Source organism: Candidatus Defluviilinea proxima, from assembly GCA_016721115.1.
Classification (GTDB): Bacteria; Chloroflexota; Anaerolineae; order Anaerolineales; family Villigracilaceae; genus Defluviilinea; species Defluviilinea proxima.
Genome location: JADKIW010000001.1, coordinates 1,586,641 through 1,610,864 on the forward strand (window position 1 = coordinate 1,586,641; position 24,224 = coordinate 1,610,864).

The window sequence follows — 24,224 nt, forward strand, 5'->3', positions numbered from 1 at the left end:
TCAAACTCGTTTCTTTGGTAGAGAAAAATAGAAGGTTGCACCTTCATTTACCTTACTATCTGCCCACACGCGACCACCGTGCTTCTGAATTGTACGTTGGACAATTGCCAGCCCTACGCCTGTTCCTTCAAATTCACTTTCTCCATGTAATCGCTGAAACACGGAAAATAATTTGTCTGCGTACGTCATGTCGAAACCTGCGCCATTATCATGAATACAATACACCACTTCATCTTCATTTTGAGTTGATTCCACGCGGATAATAGGGCGTTCTCTCTTGGATGAGAACTTGATGGCGTTGGAAAGAAGATTAACCCATACTTGTCGCATGAGAGAAGAATCGCCTAACGCAGAAGGTAATGCTTCGGTATGAAATTCTATATGTTCTCTTGTGGTATTTTGAGTGAGATCCTGGAAAACAGTTTTCGCCTGTTTCAGCATATCGATTTCAACAAGATGTATTTCAGCGCGACTTAGCCGCGAGAAGGTCAGAAGGTCATCGATCAACTTTCCCATACGGATGGTTTCCCTGCTGATAACACCGCATATGCGTTTACCTTCATTATCTAGCAATGGTTCGTAATCTTCTACAAGAATGCGGGTAAAGCCATCAATTGCACGGAGTGGTGTACGCAAGTCATGGGATACAGAATAGGAGAAGGCTTCCAATTCCTTGTTGGCGGCTTCAAGTTGAGAGGTCCGTTCCATGACGCGTTGTTCCAATTCATTGTTTAGGCGACGAATATCATCTTCTATTTTCTTCCGTTCAGTAATAACGTTAAGTACAGTCGCGAAAAAGTCCGTTTCTGTACTATAAGCAGTTATTTCGAACCAAATTCCCGAACCAAGATTTGGGATGAAACTTTCAAATCTCCTGGGTACGCCTGTCGATGACACTTTGCTATAAATTTCAAATAACTCCGGGTTCGTGTCTGAGATTCCTGGTATTACTTCTGTAGCACGTTTGCCAATCATGTTTTGCAAGCCTGTCATCTCTTTGAATGCATTATTTACTTCCAGATAAATAAAATCAACAGGCTTTCCGTCTTGGTCGTAAACCATTTGGCAACGTGTGAAGCCGTTGTTCATATTTTCGAACAGGGAACGATAACGTTTTTCGCTTCTTAATAATGCATTCTCGGATACTTTACGGTCAGTAATGTCACGAACTATTGCAAGGGAACTCCCGTTTTGAAACCTGGCGCTGAATTCACATATAACTCTTGCTTCATCTTTTTGCTTAAGAATGCTCTCAAAGATAAGCTCTTTTTTTTCAAGGAGTTCATCAAGATATCGGATGCTTTTTGATGATTCCTCAGGTGCGAAAAGATCCTGAAGGGTCATATCTAGTAATTCAACTGTAGAATACCCGGTCAGCTTACTGGCTTGCTTGTTTGCAAACGTGATTTGCCCGTTTACGTTTGAAACAAAAACCCCGTCAGATGCCTGCTCAAGAAATTCCTGATACTTATTTTCAGCTTCATGGAATTTAAAGTTTACTTTGCTTACTTCATTGCCATGACTTTGAATCATCCAATATAGAAACAGAGCAGTGATCAACACATATCCCCATCCCTTGTAAATGCTGACCTCTGTGAGTAGGATGGGATTCGTGATCGTCTTTGCCACAAGCCGATCGGAGAACAATATCCACAATATGCCCGCAGTCAGGTAAATGCCCGTTATTCTGATTGCACCATTAAGATTTGTCGAAATCAGAATAGATGTAGGATCTTTTTTCATGCGTTAACTCCATGTCCCCAAATTGCAATTGATGGGGCCATCCATAACTGTGCGAACAAAAAAAAACAGCCACAATAAGAGATTCTCATCTGCATTACTGGAAACGAAAATGGGGGAAATCCCTACCAAGAGACAGCGTAAGTCCTCGAAGAACCGACGAATGCGCTTACAATTGACATATCCATGCTGTTGGGTGATGTTGTAAGAAAAGAGACGTCGAATATGTCACTTTGAGTGCTGAAATAGTCACTTTTCATGGTTCATAATACGCAAAATATGCGTTTGAAGAATTTTATAAATCAAAAGAAAAAAGGAAACTCACATATGAGCAAAGCTGATATTGGCCTGATAGGCCTGGCCGTTATGGGCCAGAATCTGGTCTTGAACATGAATGACCACGGTTACACGGTAGCCGTTTTCAACCGCACCACCTCCAAAGTGGACAAATTTCTGGAAAGCGGTGCCAAAGGGACGCAGGTTATCGGTACACATTCAGTGGAAGAACTTGTCAACACACTCAAAGCTCCCCGTCGTGTAATGTTGATGGTGCAGGCAGGTAAAGCCGTGGATGATTTCATCGAAACGTTGATCCCTCTCCTCGAGCCGGGTGACATCATTATTGACGGCGGCAACTCGAACTACAACGATAGTATCCGCCGCACATCGTACCTTGAATCCAAAGGCTTGCTCTTCATCGGCACAGGTGTGTCGGGAGGCGAAGAAGGCGCACGCTTTGGCCCATCCATTATGCCGGGTGGTTCAGCCGCGGCTTGGCCACATGTTAAACCCATCTTTCAGTCTGTGGCCGCCAAGGTGGCGCGCCCGGATGGCGGGGAAGATCCTTGTTGTGACTGGGTAGGTGAAGATGGTGCTGGGCACTACGTTAAGATGGTGCATAACGGCATCGAATACGGCGACATGCAACTCATCAGCGAAGCCTATCACCTGATGCGCGATGGCTTGGGCATGACCCCCGCCGAAATGCAGCCTGTCTTCACAGAATGGAACAAAGGCAAACTGGATTCCTATTTGATCGAGATCACACGTGACATTCTAGGCTATAAAGACGATGACGGCCAGCCGATCGTCAACAAAATTTTGGATGCCGCTGAACAAAAAGGGACCGGCAAATGGACGGGCATCTCTGCTCTCGATATGGGCGTTCCACTCACCCTTGTGGTTGAAGCTGTGTTTGCTCGTGCCTTGTCTGCGTTGAAAGATGAGCGCGTGGCCGCTTCCAAGGTGCTTTCCGGTCCCAAGCCCGCCATCACGAGTGACAAGCAAGCCTTCCTCAACGACTTGCAAGAAGCTCTCTACGCATCCAAACTCATATCCTATACTCAGGGTTACATGCTCTTTCGAGCGGCCGCAAAGGAATACAACTGGAATCTTAATTACGGTGGCATCGCCTTGATGTGGCGTGGTGGTTGTATCATCCGCTCTGCTTTCCTCGGCAAGATCAAAGAAGCCTTCGATAACAACCCCGAGCTTCCCAACCTTCTGCTTGATCCTTATTTCAAAGATCAGATTATTTCAGCACAGGCCGCCTGGCGGCGCGTGGTGGCCGAGGCGGTCCGTCAGGGCATCCCGGTCCCGACCATGTCCAGTGCGCTCGCATTCTTTGATGGGTATCGCAATGCGTCCCTGCCTGCCAATCTTTTGCAAGCCCAACGGGATTACTTCGGCGCCCACACATATCAACGCATCGACAAGCCGCGTGGTGAATATTTCCATACCAACTGGACTGGTCATGGCGGCGATGTGACTTCCACTGTTTGGAAACAGGAATAATCTCTCGCTTCAAACTACGGGATGGCTGAATCAGCCGTAGACAGTTTTTCTTCAACGATATGGCGCCGGGACATCAATCATCCCGGCGCTATTTTATAAAGAATACAGTGGAGATAAGGCTGTTTTGTGGGAAACAGGATGAAGGTCCGCTTTTGAAGCGTGTGATGCGACGCAAATACCAGTGCGATTCATTTAGTCTGTAAATTGACTGAAATATTTAATGCACACATCCTGCCATAGATGGGCATTCTCCCGCTGTTGATCCAGTCGCTTGAGCACATGGTCGTAGCGTTGGGGATCAATATGATTTTTTAAACCCTGCCAGATCTTATACAACTCTTCAGTGAAGGTAACACCATCTTGATAGTGATATTGCATCTCTTCCCAAAGAGTTCGCCCGGACTTTAAACGATGATCCCAAGGGACGTGATGGAACCATAATAAATATTTTTCAGGACATGTATCCAGTTTGTCAAACTGTTCGCGCAAGGGATTGTGATACTGGCTTGTGGCTTGACTGCCTGTACTGCTGCGATCAAAGCCAATGCCTTTGGCGTCAGCGCGGTGATAGTATGTGCAATTCCAATCTTTGCGAGGGGCGGTGTTGAACGCAGGGTCGGGTCCGTAATGATGCCCTTCCTGCATGATGTGATGTAATCCCAATGGGGTCATGTAATTGATGCAGGCAGGCCACGACTCAAGCATTAACTTTTTTAGTGTGTTTACAATTTGCGGATCGTTCGACCATGTTGCTCTGATCCATTCATCTGCGATTTTTTCTGCGCTGAGAGTATGGTCCCATGCAAGGCGGCCAAAAGCGTACCAGTTGGCTTGGGAAAAATGGTGGCCGCACCAATTACGGTCTGATCCCGTATTGGCAACTGCGATGATGCAGGAGTTGGCTTGTCCATACACAGAACCATCTGTGATCTGTGCAACTGTTGAACCCGGGCCTTTTGCAAAGGTATCTGAATCCAATATCTCTTTCCACATACCAGCCAAATACACCAAATGGATGGACTGACCCAGATACTCCTGAGCAATTTGAAGTTCGAGCGCAAGAGGTGTTTTTTCCATTGCACCGAAAAGGGGGTGAAAAGGCTCGCGTGGTTGAAAATCTATCGGACCATTCTTCACTTGCACGATCACGTTGGAATTGAACTTTCCGTCCAAAGGAGAAAATTCCAGATAGCCACATTTTGCTCTGTCGGTATCTACGCTTGTATCGTAGACAAATGCCCTCCACAAGACCATGCCTCCATATGGCTCCAGACATGAGGCAAGCATATTCGCTCCATCGTTGTGATTCGCTCGATAATCTTGCGGGCCGGGCTGTCCTTCTGAATTCGCTTTGACTTGGAAGCCACCGAAATCGGGTATGAGACGATAGATTTCATCCACCTTATCTTTCCACCATGCGATAACCGTCGGGTCACGCGGATCGGCTGTGGGCAACCCGCCCAGTTGCATGGGCGCTGAAAAAAGAGGCGCAAGATGCACCCGAATCCCATACGGACGGAACACATTTGCCAAAGCCGCTGTTTTGATGAGATAGTCCGTCGTTAAACTTTCTGCCTTTGCATTAACATTGTTGATGCAAAGGCCATTGATGCCGATGGATGCACAGGCACGTGCATAATCGTAATAACGAGGGTCAATATATTCTGGCAGTTTGTCCCAGTTCCAGAGGGATTGCCCCGCATAGCCTCGTTCTATCGAGCCATCCAGATTATCCCAGTGGGCAAGGATGCGATGACGAATCCGTGGGCGTTCCAGAATATTCAATTCACGAATGTCTTGATGTGTTTGAATAAGACGAAGAAAATGGAATGTTCCTGTCAGTAATGCGATTTCGGTATTGCCTGCGATTACCACTCCCTGATTTCCCGATTGAATGATAAAACCTTCATTTCCTATTATGTCAGCTTCAATTTGAAGTCCCAATTGTTCAACAGTGCCAATGACTAATGAGTGGGGTGTTGGTTGTGTCGAAATGGGAACGGGTTTGCCCAGCAGGTTGGGAAGCGCTCTCTTGATCTCGTTACGAATTGCATCGATCGTTTTGTTTTCGCCAAGAATAGCAACACTTTGGATATTCTCGCGATATTGTGCGATCCGATCTGGATGATCCACCTCTGGATAGCGTAACCACAGGTCGTATCCGTCTTCATTTATCATAATGATCAACCTTGATTGAGTTTTTTTCTAGCCTGTGCCAGTAGAACACCGACAAAGAATAAGATACCATCATTCTCGTGAGCGCGGAAGCCAATACATTTGAGCTTGTAAGGATGTGTGACGGAATCGTTGTCATTGGATACAATGCTCCCATACTCCAGGTCAAGATGTGAATGAAATCTTGGCAATGGCCACGGATCACAATGAAAGTGCTCATAACCCGTCCTCGCGCTCAATCTGAATCTTTTGGCGAAGCCTTGCGTACCGCTGGCTTTGAGCCAATCTATTTCCCTGTAATTGAGATTCATCCGATTGAAGAGAATGTAGCGCTCGAACGGGCATTGTCCAAACTGGATCGTTACGAGTGGATTGTGTTTACTTCTGTGAACGCAGTGGATATTGTCGCGTTGAGCGGAGAATTGGCAAAATCAAAGGGAAATGAAGGTGTGAAAGTCGCTGCGGTTGGACCGAGCACGGCGGACGCGTTGCGAAAATATAATATTGAACCTGATTTTATTCCTGAGGAGTATGTAGCTGAGGCGATATTGCCCGGACTGGGTGACTTACGTGGCAAGTGGGTTTTACTGCCTCGGGCAGAGATGGCCCGCAAGGAATTGCCCGAAGCGATCTTCCATGCGGGTGGAGTACCTCACGAGATCGTTGTATACAAAACGCTTCCCGCTCAACCTGATCTTGATGGGTTGGATGCATTGAAGCAAGGCGTAGATGTTGTTACATTTACCAGTGCGTCCACTGTGCAGAACTTTAGTGCCATCGTAAAACAGAACGGACTTGACCCGTTACATTTGCCGAATGACCCCGTCTTTGCATGTATTGGTCCCGTTACGGAGCAAGCCGCAAGAGAAGAAGGCTTCTCGAAACTGGTCATTGCAAATGAGTACACAGCAGATGGACTGATAAAAATTATTGAGAGCTTAAACAGGTAGAGATGTCAGGAGAATTTATGAATAGAAAGATCATACAACGCCCGCGCAGGCTTCGCGCCAATCCAGCCATCCGCGCGATGGTGCGTGAGACAGAATTGAACGCACGCGATTTTATTTATCCGTTGTTCGTGCGACATGGGACGGGACGAACTGCGATCGGCTCGATGCCGGGTGTGAGTCAACTGTCAGTGGAGGAAAGTGTTCGGGAAGCTGAAACAGCCGCAAAGGCGGGAGTGAACGCTGTCATCTTGTTTGGGATTCCCAAGGAGAAGGATCCGATCGGGGTTGAGAATTTTTCGGAAGATGGAATTGTCCAACAGGCGATTCGGGCGATCAAGAAAGAGATACCTGAGATGGTGGTGGTGACGGATGTGTGTTTGTGTGAGTATACCGATCACGGGCATTGCGGCATTTTGAACACGGGCGAGCATTTTCAGAAAAGCTTGCCTGATGGATATGTGTTGAACGACCCGACGCTGGATGTGTTGGCAAAGGTTGCGGTTTCACATGCGCAATGTGGCGCGGATATGGTTGCGCCGAGCGGCATGATGGATGGCATGGTGGCGGCGATCCGCGATGGGTTGGATGGCGCGGGGTATGAGAATTTGCCGATCATGTCTTACGCAGTGAAATATGCTTCGTCGTTTTACGGGCCGTTCCGTGATGCGGCGGAGGGTGTGCCTAAGTTTGGCGATAGAAAGTCGCACCAGATGGACTCCGCGAATGTGCGTGAAGCGTTGCGTGAGGCCGCGTTGGATGTGGAGGAAGGTGCGGACATGTTGATGGTGAAACCTGCGCTGGCGTATTTGGATGTGATCCGCGTGGTGAAGGATGCATACCCTGAATTGCCGATGGTTGCTTATAACGTGAGCGGTGAGTATGCGATGATCAAAGCCGCCGCGGCGAATGGCTGGATCGATGAAGAGAAAGTGGTGATTGAAACATTGACCGCGATGAAACGCGCAGGTGCGGACTTGATCATCACCTATCACGCCCTCGATGCGGCAGGATGGTTGAAATGAATATCGAAAAATCCATTGCTCTCTTTCGAGAAGCGCAAACTCTTTTACCCGGCGGCGTGGATTCGCCAGTACGCGCCTTTCGTGCTGTGGGCGGACAGCCCATCTTTATCAAACGCGGTGATGGCCCATATCTTTATGATGTGGATGGCAACTGTTATATCGATTATGTCCTTTCGTGGGGGCCGCTCATCACGGGTCACGCGCATCCCAATATTGTGAAAGCCATTCAAGATGCGGCTGTCAAAGGGACATCATATGGCGCGCCGAGTCCGTTGGAGTTGGAGCTGGCCAAATGTGTAATGGATTTCCTGCCCAACATCGAGATGATCCGTTTTGTTAATTCGGGAACAGAAGCAACCATGTCCGCGTTGCGGTTGGCGCGCGCGTATACCAAAAGGGATAAGATCATCAAGTTCGATGGTTGTTATCACGGTCATGCGGACTTGTTGTTGGTGCAAGCAGGTTCAGGCGTTGCGACGCTTGGTTTGCCTGATTCGCCGGGTGTCCCTGCGAACACAGTGATGGACACGCTGGTGGCAGATTTCAACAACTTGGAATCAGTGGAAGCGTTGTATAAAAAATATCCTGACCAGATCGCGGCGATCATCGTTGAACCTGTTGCTGGCAATATGGGCGTCATCCCGCCTCAAGCTGGATTCTTGGAAGGTTTGCGCAGTATCACCGAACGTGAAGGTAGTCTGCTGATCTTCGATGAAGTGATGACTGGTTTCCGCGTTCACAAAGGTGGCGCACAGACTCTTTACAATATCAAACCCGATCTGACCACGCTGGGCAAGGTCATCGGTGGGGGACTCCCTGTCGGTGCGTATGGCGGGAAGAAAGAAATTATGCAGATGGTCGCGCCCGCTGGCCCGATGTATCAAGCGGGGACTCTGGCGGGCAATCCGCTTGCGATGAGCGCGGGTATCGCGGCGTTGGATCTGATCAAGGAAGATGAAGTCTGGTCGAAACTGGAGCAGGCGGCGGGTCGGTTGGAGGCGGGTGTTTTGTCCGCGGCGCAGAAAGCAGGGATTCCCATCCAACAGACACGGGTCGGTACGATGTTCACAACGTTCTTTAGCGAAACAAAGCCCGTGGATTGGAACACCGTCAAAGTGGCGGATAAAGTGCGATTCGGAAAATTCTTCCAGAAGATGTTGGAGAACGGCGTTTATCTTGCGCCGTCACAATTCGAGGCGGGGTTCATTTCGACTGCGCACACAGAGGAAGTGATCGACGCCACCACCGCGGCGGTTGAATCATCGTTAAAAGCTTTAACAGCCTGATGTAGGTGACGCCTATCCAATCAATTTATGATGAGCTCAAACTCTCTTCCGTTGATGTTGGTACTTCTGTGTTTGTGGGTAATGGTGTAGATGTCTCTGTTGCCTGAGGGATTGAAGTGGATGTAGATGTGGCTTCCTCTGTTAGCGTTGCTGTAGGTGTTACAGTGGATGCGCTATCGGAGACAACGATCATCACATAGACCGATTGCCCAAAGATATTGCCATCTTCATCCGCCATTCTCCAATAGCCTACGTAGGTGCCGTTGGTTGTAGGTGCAGTGAGTGAAACAGAAATATCGCCGCTTGCACCCACAAGAACATCTTGATCGATCTCAGTTGTTTCGCCATCCATATCTGTGCCACTGGAAAAAACGATCAAATAATCTTCATTCCAGTCACAAGTTCCTGTGTTTTGGAACTCCCATGTTTTTGTAAACGATTCGCCGGGGGCAAAGACTGTTCCATCTGCGACGGATACATCGCTTAGGAAAGCCGCATCGTTGCACCCGTTTGCGGTGGAATTGGATACAGTATAGGAGTACGAAGTCGTGCTTTGTACGGTTGGACTGGCAATCGCAAACGTAGGAGGCGCATTGAGTGTGATAGCGATTGTCGGAAATGCTGTAGCCGTTGCCGGTAACGTGCTTGTTGGTGCGCCGATCGTCATTGCGGCTTGGGTATAGGCTGATGAAAGGGTATCTTCTTCGCTTTGCGTGGAAACAGCATTACCGGCGCATGCAGATAGGGAGACGATAAGAAAGGTAAGTGCGAGTAGTTTGGAAACAGTTTTCATAAGATTTTTTGAAACGGTTGGATGGCTGAAAACTTGTGCTCAACCATCCAACCGTGAATAGTGGGTCAGGCCTGTATCTTTTGTTCAAGAGATTCGATCAGCGCTTGTACCAAAGCAGATGGTGCACTCATCTGGGCCTGGTCTGAACCTGTTTGCGCGTTTTGACTTTGTCCTGCACCTGTATTCGGTGCATCTCCACCTCCAGCATCCGATGGCATTCCACCGCTCATGTCAGGTGGTGCGCCGCCTCCACCATCGGGTGGACCGCCCGCAGGCATACCGCCTCCACTACTGGGGACTGTGACACTGGAGTCGCTTTGTGAAGTACTGGCGATATTCGTTGTCTGCATGGTTGTGAAGACATCCTGCTGTGTCAATTGCATGTCAGTGATCGCCTGTATCTGTTCGGATGTCATGGTCTCCTGGATCTGTTCGACCAATGCATCGATCTCTTCCTGCGCGGCTGTGTCACTGTTGGTGAGTTCATCATAGACTTGCCACATTGGCAGTAACTCATTTGCCTGTTCAACTGTGATGCCATATGAAGTGTCTTCAAGCTTGAGAGAACCCAATACAAGTTGCGTTTCGCTCAATGCCCCGGTACTCGCCTGCGCGGTGCTTGATGATGGACTGCAAGCCGTCAGTGCAACTGCGAAGACCATTAGGATTGATAAGAGAATTTTTTTCATGGTTTCCTTTACTGTTGTTTGGTCGCGATCAGCTTTGATGCGTTGAATGAGCCGAAAACTTTTTGTGCAAACAGCACAACCAACGTGATGCCCGTCAACTTTGCGAGTGTTACCAGTACACCACTCAGCCCGCGTGTTAAGGATGCCCCGTCCTCACCACCCTCATGTCCACCCATCGGCGGCATGGATTGACTTCCTGTATTTGTCATGGATGGTTGCGGACCAAGATCCGCTTCGTTCCCGGATGTGAGGCTGGTACTTCCCGCCAGAGCGTAGATGCCACTGGAAACGATTCCTGCCACTAACAGGATGACGATGATTCTTGAAATGATCTTCATGAGATATGTCCTTGTTGATATGTATTGGTGGGGCAGGCTCGTATTGAGAGACAGCCTGCCCCTTTTGCTCTTAGTTTCTTTTCTCTACCCGTACCGCTTGAGGGACCAATGGCTCGTGCGCAACACGTCTCTGGAACAATCCGCGGATCGGGTTCACGATGTAACGGCCAATGTTGGTTGTGATCCACTTCAAATGCAAGGCAAAGTGAATTCCGAACAGAATAACTGATGCGTCCGACATGAGTGTATGGATGGACTTCCAGCCACGGCTGACATCCAGTTGGATCCCTAATGTGGTCATCACACTTTTTGAGATCAGGAGACCTGTGAAGAGTGATCCGGTCATGGCGATGAAGAACAGCGTGTTCACCACAAAATTCAGGCGGGATTGGTGCCAGAACTTCTTGAAGAATTCTTTCCCGACGTTGATGATCCACTCCCAGTTGAGAAGCAGGTGGGTGATGACTGTCCCAGCCATCGCGATGCCCAGCCATTCGTGAATGGTGTTGCCTGTCAGGTGCGGATTCGCGATTGCCAAAAAGGCGGCGAACATACTGAGATCGAGAACAAGTTTGGTTTTTGTAGACATGATTTTGTATTCCTTTGAATGATTGCTGAATTTGAGCTTACAAAGACAATTCTAGGATCTGCCGCTGTGAGAAAACCAAGAGAAGACTGTGAAAAGACTGTGAAACTGGAATACAAAAAACGGTTCCTGAAGAAATTCAGGAACCGTTTTTGAGAAATACCTTCTTCTTTGATGTTATTTTGCCTGTAGGAGCTTAATGATGCTATCCAACAAGGGTGGCGGGATCATGCTCATATCTGTATTCGCCTTTGGTGCGGCACTTGTTTGCCCTACACCGGGTGTCTGCCCGCTAGGGTCACCTGCAGGAGGTGTGCCTAATGCCATACCATTTTGAGGCGGATTCCCTCCATTTCCTGGCCCTGCTCCATTAGTAGGTTGCGACTGACCTGCGTTTGACATTTGCGCCTGCACAAGAGTCATCGCAGTTTCCTTTGTAATTTGCATACCAGAGATGGCGTTGAGCTGGTCTACCGTCATCACAGCTTGGATCTGAACAACTAAAGCATCAATCTGTGTTTGTACTTCAGCGTTAATCTCTGGAGTGGATGGCGCTATCACTGTTTGACCTTGCGCTGGCTGGTTTCGTTGTGGTTGAACACTTTGGGAGAGTGCCTGTATATTGTTCCATAAAAGTAGTAATACGCTGGCTTGTTCTTTGGTGATAGCCTGTTCTGTTCCTTCCAATTGAATGGTTCCCAGAAGTAATTGAAGCTCAACCGAAACCGAGCTTTCATAGTCTGTATTCAATGTGACCATCATAGCCGCTGTAGTGGGTACTGGTGTGACTGTTGTAACTGGCGTCAAGGCAGTGGCTGTATTGTTGGTGTTGACGATGTCTGCCACAAGAGTCGCTTGTGCAGATGCAGCGTCCTGTGTCGCTAGCGGTGTACCTGAACAACCTGCAAGAAATAGCACCAGAAGGAGTAAGATGATGATAGATGTTTTATCCATATTGTTTTCCGTGACGTGTTGAGATTTGATCATTAGCCACAATCATATAGCGTGACTTGCATATTCCCGCCGGGGCCGAAGCTATTGTTTTGGCGGTTATTTTGATTGTCGATACCAGTGCCTGTTCCATCTGGTGCGCCGGAGTTGCGAGTGGTGGTTTCAAAGCCTTGAACCGCCTTACACGTGGATGTGACCCAGTTTGAAATATTGCTATTGCCGCCATTTGGACCACCGCCTCCACCTCCCCAATAAATGTAGCGCAGTTCGCCGTTACTCACCATTTGAGATAGATCGTCCGTACTTACAACGGAATCCTGGCCACTAAACCCACCGAGATATAGAACTGGCCTTCCCGTTGCAAGGATATAGTCGGAGCCCTGCATGGAACTGGGAACGGCCATGAGATATTTCATGCCTTGTGTATTGGATTCGAGATAACTCAATAAGGTTTCGTTGACCTGCGTGCCTCCACGATTGGCAGGGCCAGATGATCCTCCACTGTAGGCGGCAGGCAAGGATTGGTTCGCGCTGGTGTTCAAGTTAGTCAATGCTGACCATGCTGTAGGTGTGACTAACATGGCAATGACGAGTAATGCAAATCCCAATTTCATAACGAGACTTGGAGTACGGTCGATCATTGAAATACTCAAAACGATCAACCCAACGCCGAAGATGGCAATGGCAACATACAACCACCAGAGTTCATTCGTGAAGGATTGTGCCGTCCAAAATTGGAAGGCCAGTGTACCTGCAATGGCAGCTGCGCTTAAGCCAATGGCAAGCCAAAAACGCCTTTCACGTAACCGCCACAACTCTGTTACGCCAATGCCGACTAACGCCGCCAACGGTGCGGCCATCATGGAGAGATAATACTCGTGGAAGAAGCCCGCCACGCTGAAGAAGATACCTGTTGTTACCAGCCAGCCACCCCAAAGGATGAGTGCCTGATGTTTTGATTCCACAGGCCAGTGCCAGCGAAAGCCCAGCAACAATACAAGCATGGATATGATCCCAAATGGCAACAGCCAACTAGTCTCTTTACTCAACGGCACTGAGAATAAACGTAACGCACCGGCCTGCCCGATGTTGAATCCGCCACCCCCACCGCCGGGGCCACCTCGACCTTGTCCATCATTGGGTATGCCTTGAGGCGGATTGCCTTGGGGGAATCCATTCCCAGCTTGGGGAGGGCGCATTGGGGTGAAGCCGTTCCCGGTTCCGTTTGAAGCGGGCGGATTAAAAGCCCCGTTCGGCGTCTGACCTTGAGTTGGTCCACCTTGATTGGTATTTCTATTACTCTGTCCATCTCTGCCCATCATCCCCAATAGACGGTTGACGCCGTTGTATCCAAAGATCAAACTCATCTCGGTGTTGTTGCTACTGCTTCCCACATATGGGCGTTGACTTGCCGGGGTCAGATCTACGGCAATCGCCCATGAAAATGAGACAACCGCCAACAGAATTGTGGCAAGTGCCAGATTGCGAACCTTGATCCAGAACTTTTCTGGTGAGCCCAGAAGATACACTGCATAAAAAGCAGGCAATGGCAAATAAGCTTCAAGCATTTTGATATTGAAGCCCAAACCCACCAGCGTTGCGCCCAGTAATAGGAACTTTAATTTGCGTGTTTCAGTGGCTTTTATAAATGCCAAGGTTGCCAACAGAAGCGTGAAGATGAGCGTGCTATCCATGGTGTTGTTGCGATCTGTAGCGATGACCACGGGGGTAACCGCCAATGCAAATGCCGCAACCAATCCTGCCGTTGTGCCGAAGGAACGTTTCACCAAATGATAAAGAACGATAACAGAGAATATGCCTGCTAGAATCTGCGGTAAGACCACGCTAAACCCACTCACGCCAAGGAAGTAAGCCGAGATTGCCTGCAACCACAAACCTAATGGAGGCTTATCTACACTCACGGCTCCACCAGGTTCAGCGGCTACAAAGAAAAAGTTGTGCCACGATTGAAGCATACTCGTCACGGCGGCCGTATAGTAATGGTTCGCATACCCGATCGCATCCAAATTGGCGAAGCGCAGAACGGCGGCAAGGATAACGATCAAAGTGATGCCGATCCATCCCAGGGTCTGTTCACGGGATACTGAGTGCGCATCCGTGGTTGCTATAGAGGGATTCCATAGTCGTTTAAAAGGCAATCTCATGTTGAACTCCAATTTTAAAAATATAGACCCAGTAACCCAAACTTTGTCTGGCTTTACGTTCATAGTGTACAAATTCAACCTGTGAGTTCCCCATGAGAAACCTGTGAAAATGCTGTGAAAATAAAGTTTGGAAAACATGAGTATTCCAAAAACAGATAATAAAAAGAGCACCTCCTGAGGGACAGAAGATGCTCATCTTACTTTCAATCAACTTAATCTAAACGGAATCACCTCCTTCCAGAGATTAATTAATGAACACGAGCAGAATTTTCCAAAGGGACCTCCTTTCTCTTCAATACTGTTTATCCAACGATGTCATTGTAGAACCACAAACTGAGAGGATGCCAAGAAACTGGTGAACAAAGCCTGTGAAAATGCCGTGAAACTGAAAACTCATTTTTTCTTCACAGCCTTTTCACAGCATTTTTATGTATAGTTGATTGTGATAAGATGAAAAGTGAGAAGCCATGCCCTCTGTATTGATTATTGATGATGACCCCAAACTTCTGAAAATGCTCCAGCGCACACTGGTGTATGAAGGCTTGAACGTCTTCACTGCCAGCAACGGGTTGGAAGCATTACCGCTTGTGCAATCCAACCGTCCAGACCTGATTATCGTGGATTGGATGATGCCCAAGATGGACGGGCTGTCTTTTATTCAAAGACTACGTGATGAAGAGAATAAGACCATGATCCTGATGCTGACCGCACGTGATGCCATCGAGAATCGTGTAGAAGGCCTCGAAAGTGGCGCCGACGATTACCTCATTAAACCATTTGCACCCGCAGAGCTCGTGGCACGAGTCCATGCCATGTTAAGGCGCGTCGAAGCCAAACCTGAAAACCAAAAAGTCTCGTATGCCGATATCACACTTGACCCATCCACACGCGAAGCGAAACGCGGTGATGTGCTGTTAAATCTCACAGTCACCGAATTCAATCTGCTTCATTTGTTGTTGCGGCATCCGCGTCAGGTACTCGAACGACGGCAGATTCTCAACGATGTTTGGGGCTACGACTTTGGTGGCGACGATAATGTCCTTGAAATCTACATTGGGTATCTGCGAAAGAAGCTCGAGACAAACGATCAACCACGACTTATTCAAACTGTGCGCGGTATCGGTTATGTTTTACGCGAGGAATAATGTCCATTCGTTTACGCTTCACCCTGCTCTATACATTTATTCTGGCTCTCACATTAGCGATCTTCGGATTCTCACTTTACACCATTCAAGCACAGGATACGCTTCGCTCGCTCAAACAGGACCTGATGCAGGGTGCCAATAAACTGGCTGAAGCCGCCCTCAGAACGGATCCACGTCATACCCCTCCACCTACTAACCAACAGCTTCCGCGTCCGCCAATCCCTTTTGATCAGTTTTCCACTGATAAGGCATTTCAAACCTTCCCAGAACGGGATATCAGCCGCATTCTTGATGTGAACGGCAATCTCATCTCGAGTCCGTTTGGCAGGGAAGAAGACGCACTCCCTCTAAGTGACGAAGGTCTTCAAAGACTGCAAAGCAAGCAGGAATGGTGGGAGACAGCGATCATTTCTGGTGAGAAGATGCTGATCTACAGCCGCCCCGTTATTGTGAATGGGGAGTTCGCATATATCGTGCAAAATGCCCGTCCATTGACCGAGCGGGACCGTACACTTGAATCCCTGGCTACGACTTTGAGCGTTGCCAGCGTACTCATCATCTTGATTGCATTTGGGATTGGGTGGTTTCTTTCGGGAATCACGCTCAGTCCTATTCACCGCATCACACAGACCGCCCAAGCTATCGGCGACGAGCGCGACTTTACTCGCCGCGTGGATTACTCCGGTCCGCCCGATGAAGTGGGGCAGCTTGCGAACACATTCAATTCCATGTTGTCACGTTTGCAGGATGCCTTTCAAAAAGTGGAACACTCGCTTCAAATGCAACGCGACTTTGTAGCTGATGTCTCTCACGAATTGCGCACCCCATTGACGACTCTACGCGGGAACCTTGGTTTGCTTCGCCGCGAACCACCTATGCCTGCCGAAGAACAAACTGACATCCTTAGTGATATGGTTGATGAAAGCGACCGTCTGATTCGATTGGTCAACGATTTGTTGCTACTGGCCCGCGCCGATGCAGGACGGAACTTGGCAAAAGAGTTGCTTAACATTTCCTCCATACTTGAGGAAACCTGCCGTCAGGTGCGCCAACTCGACCCGCAACGCCAGATCCAATTAGATGTGGCCTCTGACTTGGAAGTTGTGGGAGATCGCGATGCGCTGAAGCAAGTTTTGCTGATCGGCTTGGATAACGCCATGAAGCATTCAACAGGGAATATCCATGTCTCTGCCGAACAGCGAGGCGCGCAAGTGGAAATCTGTGTGCAGGATTTTGGCGAAGGCATTCCCCCTGAAACACTCGAGCATATTTTTGATCGTTTTTATCGTGGTGATGATAAAGCTACCATACCCGGTTTTGGGCTGGGACTTCCCATAGCGAAGACATTGCTTGAGCGACAGGATGGGGCAATTCGTATGGAAAGCGAAGTAGGGAAAGGTAGCACCTTGTTCCTTTGCCTTCGTGCTGTGCTCTAAAGTAGTGTGGCGATTGTTTGACTGCGGTATGAGCATGTCAAAAAGCTTTTACCCTGCTTTGTTTACTTCCTGCTCCTGTATCATTTTCGCCACCCAATGGCCGCTGTCTTTGATGATGCGCTCCTGCGTTTCATGATCTACATACACCAACCCAAAGCGCTTGGAGAAACCTTCCGACCATTCAAAGTTATCCAATAAGGACCAGATGAAATAGCCTTGCAGGTTGACTCCATCACGTGTGGCTTGTGCTGCGGCTCCCATATAACTTTTGAGGAATTCGATCCGCAGTAGGTCGTGGACTTCTCCATTTTCAACCACATCAGTGAAGGATGCGCCGTTCTCGGTGATATAGAGATTGGGGTTGCCGTATTCGTTCTTCAGGCGCATGAGTGTTTCGTAGAAGGTTGGTGCATACACCTCACGCCCGAAGTTCGTGTATTGCCGTCCATTGATGATCTGTTCACGGTGATTGACCTGCGCTTCATCTACCCAAAAGCCCAAAAATGGAACGTACCATACCGCGTGTGCAAATTCGCGACTGTAATAATTGATGCCCAGAAAATCTGTGGGACGAGAGATGATTTCCATGTCACCGGGTTTGACGGGAGGGCGGACAACGCTCAACTTCTTCATCAACAAACTTGGATATGCACCCTTGAATACACCGTCGAGGAAGAAGTCATTGAAGAATTGATTCGCCAGGTTTGCTGCGGCAATATCTGAAGGCTTGGATGAGACCGGGAAAATAGGATTCAGGCTCAGGGTAAGTCCGACGCGAGAATCAGGGGATGCGGCACGAATCCGTTCGAGAGCGAGTCCATGTCCTAGTAATTGATGATGTGCGACGCGGGTTTATTTCCATGGATTGTGATATCCGGGGGCATGGTCTCCCAATAAATATCCCAATGCGGCATGTTCCCAAGGTTCGTTGAGAGTGATCCAGTTTTTGGCACGGTCACCGAGGGCTTTGACCACGATCTCGGCATACTCGGCAAAATAATAGGCCGTGTCGCGACCGGCAAAACCGCCACATAACTCTTGCAGAGCTTGAGGCGTGTCCCAGTGGAAGAGTGTAATGAAAGGTGTGATGTGGCGCTCGAGGAGCATGTCCACCAGGCGGCGGTAGTAATCCAATCCTTTTTGATTGACCTGTCCTCGTCCGTTGGGAAGAACTCGACTCCAGGCGACGGAGAAACGATACGCATTCAGGCCAAGCTGGCTCATGAGCCCTAGGTCACGTTCGGGGTGGAGGTACGTTTCGCAGGCAACATCGGCATTCTCCCCTGTGCGGATCTTTCCGGGTGTGTGCGTATGTACATCCCAAATCGATTTGCCCTTGCCATCGGCGGATGGGCTGCCTTCAATCTGAAAGGCGGAAGTGGCAGTGCCGAAAAGAAAGCGAGGAGGAAACTGAGGATAGGTATCGGGTTGCGACATGAAAAAATCCTTTCTTTAAAAATATCAGCCTCATGAAGAGGCTGAATTGAGACCTTGATATATAGGCTTCATTTGTTTATAGATCTTTTGGAAAATACCAAACCTCTCATCATACAAGGAACGATTTGCAGGGTTTGGAATGTATGTTTTTCGGATCTCGATCAACTTCGATAAATCTGAAAATGCGATCTCGCCCAAGCCCACAGCCGCGATCCATGCCGCGCCGCGTGCGTTGGCATAGATGGGGTCAGCGACCTGTTTGATCTCCACGTTCATCACATCCGCAAAGATCTGGCACCACACATCCGATTGCGCGCCGCCGCCGACGATGTTGATGTTTTTCACTTTTTGCCCAAGGAATTTTTCAACGGGCGATAACAACCAACGGGTGTTGAATGCAATGCCTTCCAAAAAGGCTCGAATGATATCCTCACGCGTGTTGTTCAGAGACAGGTTGTAAAGTCCAGCACGAAGCGTTTTGTCATCCACCGGCGCGCGCTCGCCCCAGATCCACGGCGTATACATGACACCGTTTGCGCCCGCGGGCACGCGATCCGCAATTTGATCAAGCACTTTGAAGATATCGGGCACATCGGCTTCCTGCAATAGCTCATCCTTGTGATAGATGATGTTGTCGCGCAGGAACGTGAGGTTGCCACCAGCCGTTGCCTGCAACGCCGTGAGCAGATACCGCCCCGGCACCGCACATGGAATGGATGCCATGCTCGAAGCAATGTCCGTTTTCTTAAAGGGCACATGCGCCGCCATCCATGATGACGTGCCGATGTAAAGATGAAGCGCGTAATCTTCCACAGTGCCCGCACCAATTGCCGCGGCGGTGTTATCAATCGCACCAGCCACAACCTTTACATTCGACGACAACCCAAGCGCACTCGCAACATCACTGCGCACATTACCGATCACTTTTGTGCAAGCCACAACCTCAGGAAGTTTCTCGCGGTCGATGCCAAGCGTGCGGATCAACGAATCGTCATATTGAATTGAATCAGGATTGCGATTATCGGTCACCCAAGAAGTCACGATCGAATCAAAGCTTGCCACGAACTCGCCCGTCAATCGCAGGTTGATGTAATCGAGCACGTTCAAAAACTTATGCGTGCGCGCGTACACATCGGGCATCGTGTCGCGGATAAACAACATGTGTGCCGCAGGGTCCTTGCCCGTCATCGAGGGCATGCCGCCCGTCAAGCGCACAAAGCGCAACACATTCGAAATGCCCGCGCCATCGATGTTGATCCATCCATTCAATTGTTTTCGCAGATGTGGTGCGCCACGCATGTCCATCCATAGGATCGCGTTGCCGAGAGCGTTTCCCTCTTTATCGACCGCTACTGTCCCTTCGCCTTGAGTGGACGCACAAACAGCGATCACATTCTGACCTGCATCCTGATTCTTCTTCATCAACCTTCCCGCCGCTGACAGGAATGCCTGCCACCACTCCTCAGGTGACTGTTCCGCGCCGCCATCGGGCGTGATGATGAGCCGCACCGATTCACTTTCCCAACCGATCACCTTTCCGCTGACAGTGATCAGCGCAACTTTCATTCCAGATGTTCCGAGGTCAATGGCGAGGATGGTGGATTCTGACATGGGGATATGCCTCAACTAAAGCTCAACGACGATAGCTGGATACTCTTCGATTAAAGTAAAACCTGCTTTGCGCGCCGTGGCAGACGACGCCTCATTCCGTGTCCAACAGTCCCAGCCTACACGGGTGTAACCACGACGATGAGCTTCTGCGAGGAAGAACCACGTGGTTAAAGTAGCGATACCTTGACGCTGATGCTTTTCACTTGTGGCAATCCCGATCTCACAACGCTCACCGACATTGTATTCAGACATGCACCAACCTGCGACCTCATTGGAGTGAACAGGGCACAGACCAAAACTGCGTGCAAGGAAGTCCTCTACGGAGGCGCGTTCCGAACACATCTCCTCTCGCACTGCATCCAATCCAACTGCATCACTGGACAAAAACTCTGGTGTGATCAGTTGCATCGAAAAGCCATCAGGTAGTTGTAGGTCAATTTTAGGAGTGAAATCAGTGATCTCATAATATTGACGCGTGCCATGATAAAGATCGCGGGTGGGGAATAACTGTGGCAATGCTGTATCCCATCCATCACCTGACGTATATACCAGATAGGCGTCATTTCCTTTTGCAAGGTGAGGGGGTATCAATTCATTGGAGAATGTATGCGTCATCTCATTGATGAAATCAGCCTGTGTTGCACCGCCAGCGCACAACACGCGACTGTTACAGACGATCACGCCTGCCTGCGGCGTGACGGTATCATCGACAAACAATCGCGCAGTGGCACAACCTTCAAAGAAGGCTGTCACCAATGAGTGCGATCGTTCTAATTCATGGAATAATGGGTGGACAGGTTGATTATCAGCAGGGAAAATTTCGGGCATTATTTCTTTCAGGATGATTGTGAGATGTGTGATGTGCTATTGACGCCAGAATTTAAGCTTTCTTGCTAAAACTATTTGCTCCAATACCACCGCCAGCCCAACACCAGTTGCATACATGATGATATCCATCGGATCAAACGCGCCGAAGTAATGAACTATCTGCAAGCGAGCATAGAGCACCGGGTAGAACAACTGATAGAGCAATTGGCCAAGTTCCAAAAGGACAGGAATGGCAAGCGCTATCAAGGCGCGTACTTGCCAGGTCTTCAGCCAGCGTTCACCCAGACATAGAAAGAAATAAAAAGCAAACGGCTGAAACAGGTCATTGGCATAACTGACCCAAAGTATCCATCCAGTGCTTTGTGGATCGAGGATTTTGTAAAAAGGAAAGCTGTTCATGAACTGGTAAAGTCCCAGTGAGATGAATAATAGGACAGCTATTTTTGCCAGTTGCCAGGGCGTGCTTTTACTTGCTGTGTTTTCTTGATAGGGAACTGAACTCATAGGTTACCTCCGTAGTCGTTTGGTATAACTAGATTTATGTCGACCGTCGGAATGAGTGTATCAGAATCACCTATTTCTGTGGATCTTTCATTTGAGTGACAAAGATCGTGCTGGCGATCAATAACCCAATTGCCAACAACAAAGCAGGTGTGAACGAGCCGTTGGATGTTTTTAATTTCTCCATAATGGCGACAAATACCACTGCGCCTTGACCTGTCAACTGCATCAAGCCGTTGGATGTGCCTTCCGGTGTGGGGTATGTGATCTCTGCCGCATATTGCATGGCAATCGGCATGGCGCTGACGAGGAAAAATCCCATTGCAAATGCGGATGTGAACAGTAGCCAACTGGTGGTTGCAAAGGTCAACCCGATCATGCCGGGGATCGCTCCGATAAAGGCCACGTAGAGATACCGCTGACGTCTGTGCTGTTTGTCGGATAACGCAGGGATAACCACCGCTCCGATCACGCCACCGACGATCATCAACGCTCCGAGTGTGCCGGCATCTGTGGGCGTAAACCCACGCGGGCGGATCATTGCCTCGATCCAGGTTGTCACGCCGTTGAAGACGCCCAATCCGATAAACGAGACTACCAAACTGAACCAGAAGGGGCGTACCTTAATGGCATGTTTCAACCCGTCCAACATCAATGCACGGACCTCGCTTCCGTCCGGTCCGGGCGGGGTGGGGGGAGTCTCTCGTGCGAGCAGAATGAACAAAACGGATGAGAACGCCGCGATCCCACCGTAGATCAACTGAACCGTTGGTATGGAAATGGTTTCAATCAGAATGGGAGTGAGCACCAATCCAAGTGCCGTACCGATGAGATTACCAAGAGTGACAATGCCAACAGCAGTGGCTCGTTCTTCAATAGCAAACCAATTGGCAGGGACTTTGGTCCATGCGTTGAGTAAAAAGGGTTGTGATGCGGCGATGCCAATCGTGCTCCACAGGACGAGAGAGTAATTTGTACCGGCCAATCCGCGCAGGAGACCGAAGACCCCCATCAATACTGCACCGATACTGACCGCAAGTTTGAAGCCATAAGTATCAATGACCCACGAAACGGGAATGGAAAGTGGGATGAACGCGATCATGAACGTCATCGCGAGGAAGCCGATCTCCAGATCGGTCACCCCGTAAAATTTTGCGGCAGGTCCGGTAATAGGAGCATACGTGATCCACAACATCTGAATGGTTAGGTTGATGAACATAAAAACTGCCAGCACCACCCAGCGATACCCATAAAGTTTGTAGTTGTTTGTCATGATGCTCCTTTTTGTATTTAGACGCTAAAGGTTTTAAAACCTTTAGCGTCCTTTTGATTTACGCACAAGCCGACAGTACAACCTCAAACTTGTTCAACGCGTCGTCGATCACTGCATCTGTATCTGCCATGGACGTGTACATGCGCGAGCCTGCCAGTGTGACGAGGCCTTGCGACATGTACGCTGCGCCCATCTCTTCGATCATGTGTTTGCGCGGTTTGAGTTCTCGTGCCAAGCGGATTGGATTCCGCAAGTCAAGCAACATCACGCCCGATGTCTCCAGATGGACGATAGAGCCTTGATTATATGCCACGAAGGGAAGGGCATACTTTTCAATGATGGCTTGTAAGCCCTTTGTGAGTCTGTCACCGGCGCGTCCCGCAATGACGGGCGCGTTGGTTCGTTCCATCTCCAACAATGAGTAATAACCCGCGACACAGGAAAGAGGGTTCGCTGAAAGTGTCCCACCGACATATGCACGTTCACCGACTCCGCCGATGCCTGCCGCGAACCGCATGATCACATCTGCGCGGCCGCCGACTCCACCTGCCATGGGGTATCCGCCCGTGATGCATTTGCCGAACACTGTCAGATCGGGTTTGACGCCGAAATAACCTTGAGCACCACCCAAGCCCACTCGAAAGCCGGTCACAACTTCGTCGAAGATCAGAAGCGCTCCGAACTCGTCGCACAATTCACGCACCTTTTGATTGAAGTCAAATGGAACGGGACGTGTTCCTGATTCAGGTCCTAATGGTTCGACGATAACCGCAGCAGTTCCGCCCCTTAGCCTGTTGAACATCAGCTGACGCTTCAACGCACCGAGACTGTTCGGAAAAAATTCCTTCGTAGATGCGCTGGCCCCACGCGGAATGCCTTTTGCTTCGAGACGCCCCGTGCCCGGAACATGCAGGCCGTAAACCATTGGGTCGCTCCAGCCGTGATACGCACCGCCGACTTTGATAACATATTTCTTTTTGGTGTATGCGCGCGCCGCACGGATGGCCGCCATGACGCTCTCGGTACCCGAGCCCAACATGCGGAACATTTCCACAGCTGGCATGAAGCGGTTGACGAGTTGCGCAAGTTTCAATTCATATTCATGGAACAAACCAGTGACAGGCCCGCACGAACCCAACATCTCAAAAACCTTTTCGCGCACGGGAGCATAGTTACTGCCGAGCACAGTGGGGCCACCTGCTTGCAGGAAGTCGATATATTGATTGCCATCTGCATCCCAAAGATGAGCGCCCTCTGCTTTTTCGATGGCGATGGGAAAGGGATAGTTGAATGCGAGGTTATGTTGTACGCCACCGGGGATATATTTCTTTGCTTCGTCAGTAAGTTCCTTCGAGCGTTTGCACTGAGTATCGAAATAAGAAAGGAACTCTTGCATCTTCTCGCGCTTGACATGGCGCAATGGCTGACTGACGAGATCGTTCAGTTTTGCGTACACTTTGTCTGTGTCGTGATATTCGCTGATTGCGTATTTTTGTTCGCTCAT

The 24,224-nt window shown here is 49.3% G+C and carries 19 protein-coding genes and 1 pseudogene; 6 read left to right on the plus strand and 14 right to left on the minus strand.

Annotated features, from left to right (window positions below; genetic code table 11):
- Positions 1-1,743, minus strand: coding sequence for a PAS domain S-box protein (locus tag IPP66_07500; GenBank protein ID MBK9925122.1), 1,743 nt, complete (start codon positions 1,741-1,743; stop codon positions 1-3).
- 324 nt (positions 1,744-2,067) lie between these two features.
- Between IPP66_07500 and gnd the strand changes: the two genes are divergently transcribed.
- On the plus strand, positions 2,068-3,534 hold the full coding sequence (gene gnd, locus IPP66_07505; GenBank protein MBK9925123.1) for a decarboxylating NADP(+)-dependent phosphogluconate dehydrogenase: 1,467 nt from the start codon (positions 2,068-2,070) through the stop codon (positions 3,532-3,534).
- A 192-nt stretch (positions 3,535-3,726) separates the two neighbouring features.
- Here gnd and IPP66_07510 read toward each other — a convergent pair whose 3' ends face one another.
- Positions 3,727-5,712, minus strand: coding sequence for an alpha-glucuronidase (locus IPP66_07510; GenBank protein MBK9925124.1), 1,986 nt, complete (start codon positions 5,710-5,712; stop codon positions 3,727-3,729).
- 203 nt (positions 5,713-5,915) lie between these two features.
- On the opposite strand from IPP66_07510, the gene IPP66_07515 reads away from it, so the two are divergent.
- From IPP66_07515 to hemL, 3 genes are read left to right on the plus strand one after another with little or no spacing between them, the layout of a single operon-like run.
- Entirely contained in the window at positions 5,916-6,659 is a 744-nt protein-coding gene (locus IPP66_07515) for a uroporphyrinogen-III synthase (GenBank protein ID MBK9925125.1), read from the plus strand.
- 17 nt (positions 6,660-6,676) lie between these two features.
- On the plus strand, positions 6,677-7,681 hold the full coding sequence (gene hemB / locus IPP66_07520; protein ID MBK9925126.1) for a porphobilinogen synthase: 1,005 nt from the start codon (positions 6,677-6,679) through the stop codon (positions 7,679-7,681).
- Positions 7,678-8,967, plus strand: a complete 1,290-nt coding sequence (gene hemL, locus IPP66_07525) for a glutamate-1-semialdehyde 2,1-aminomutase (protein MBK9925127.1) — start codon at positions 7,678-7,680, stop codon at positions 8,965-8,967. Before hemB ends, hemL begins: the two co-directional genes overlap by 4 nt.
- Positions 8,968-8,992: 25 nt before the next feature.
- Here the strand turns inward: hemL and IPP66_07530 are convergent, their stop codons facing one another.
- The 6 genes from IPP66_07530 to IPP66_07555 form a co-directional block, all read right to left on the minus strand.
- Positions 8,993-9,760 (minus strand): hypothetical protein, encoded by a 768-nt coding sequence (locus tag IPP66_07530; GenBank protein ID MBK9925128.1) that lies wholly within the window; start codon positions 9,758-9,760, stop codon positions 8,993-8,995.
- Between the two features lie 65 nt (positions 9,761-9,825).
- Positions 9,826-10,449, minus strand: coding sequence for a hypothetical protein (locus IPP66_07535; GenBank protein ID MBK9925129.1), 624 nt, complete (start codon positions 10,447-10,449; stop codon positions 9,826-9,828).
- 8 nt (positions 10,450-10,457) lie between these two features.
- Complete coding sequence (locus tag IPP66_07540; GenBank protein ID MBK9925130.1) at positions 10,458-10,787, minus strand: hypothetical protein; 330 nt, start codon at positions 10,785-10,787, stop codon at positions 10,458-10,460.
- A gap of 70 nt (positions 10,788-10,857) precedes the next feature.
- Entirely contained in the window at positions 10,858-11,376 is a 519-nt protein-coding gene (locus tag IPP66_07545; protein MBK9925131.1) for a DUF4405 domain-containing protein, read from the minus strand.
- Between the two features lie 174 nt (positions 11,377-11,550).
- Positions 11,551-12,327 carry a hypothetical protein gene (locus tag IPP66_07550; protein ID MBK9925132.1) on the minus strand — a complete coding sequence of 259 codons (777 nt, stop codon included), beginning with the start codon at positions 12,325-12,327 and terminating at the stop codon, positions 11,551-11,553.
- Between the two features lie 32 nt (positions 12,328-12,359).
- On the minus strand, positions 12,360-14,489 hold the full coding sequence (locus tag IPP66_07555; protein ID MBK9925133.1) for a glycosyltransferase family 39 protein: 2,130 nt from the start codon (positions 14,487-14,489) through the stop codon (positions 12,360-12,362).
- A 467-nt stretch (positions 14,490-14,956) separates the two neighbouring features.
- On the opposite strand from IPP66_07555, the gene IPP66_07560 reads away from it, so the two are divergent.
- Together IPP66_07560 and IPP66_07565 are read left to right on the plus strand one after the other, a co-directional pair.
- Entirely contained in the window at positions 14,957-15,634 is a 678-nt protein-coding gene (locus tag IPP66_07560; protein ID MBK9925134.1) for a response regulator transcription factor, read from the plus strand.
- Positions 15,634-17,070 carry a HAMP domain-containing protein gene (locus IPP66_07565; protein ID MBK9925135.1) on the plus strand — a complete coding sequence of 479 codons (1,437 nt, stop codon included), beginning with the start codon at positions 15,634-15,636 and terminating at the stop codon, positions 17,068-17,070. Before IPP66_07560 ends, IPP66_07565 begins: the two co-directional genes overlap by 1 nt.
- A 48-nt stretch (positions 17,071-17,118) precedes the next feature.
- Here the strand turns inward: IPP66_07565 and IPP66_07570 are convergent.
- The 6 genes and pseudogenes from IPP66_07570 to IPP66_07595 form a co-directional block, all read right to left on the minus strand.
- Positions 17,119-18,507 (minus strand): annotated as a pseudogene (locus IPP66_07570) (beta-glucosidase).
- A gap of 30 nt (positions 18,508-18,537) precedes the next feature.
- Positions 18,538-20,118 (minus strand): FGGY-family carbohydrate kinase, encoded by a 1,581-nt coding sequence (locus tag IPP66_07575; GenBank protein MBK9925136.1) that lies wholly within the window; start codon positions 20,116-20,118, stop codon positions 18,538-18,540.
- Positions 20,119-20,133: 15 nt separating this feature from the next.
- A complete protein-coding gene (locus IPP66_07580) occupies positions 20,134-20,946 on the minus strand; it encodes a GNAT family N-acetyltransferase (protein ID MBK9925137.1) in 813 nt (270 codons plus the stop codon).
- Between the two features lie 36 nt (positions 20,947-20,982).
- Positions 20,983-21,450, minus strand: a complete 468-nt coding sequence (locus IPP66_07585; protein MBK9925138.1) for a hypothetical protein — start codon at positions 21,448-21,450, stop codon at positions 20,983-20,985.
- Positions 21,451-21,520: 70 nt separating this feature from the next.
- Entirely contained in the window at positions 21,521-22,720 is a 1,200-nt protein-coding gene (locus IPP66_07590) for an MFS transporter (GenBank protein ID MBK9925139.1), read from the minus strand.
- A gap of 58 nt (positions 22,721-22,778) precedes the next feature.
- Complete coding sequence (locus IPP66_07595) at positions 22,779-24,224, minus strand: aminotransferase class III-fold pyridoxal phosphate-dependent enzyme (protein ID MBK9925140.1); 1,446 nt, start codon at positions 24,222-24,224, stop codon at positions 22,779-22,781.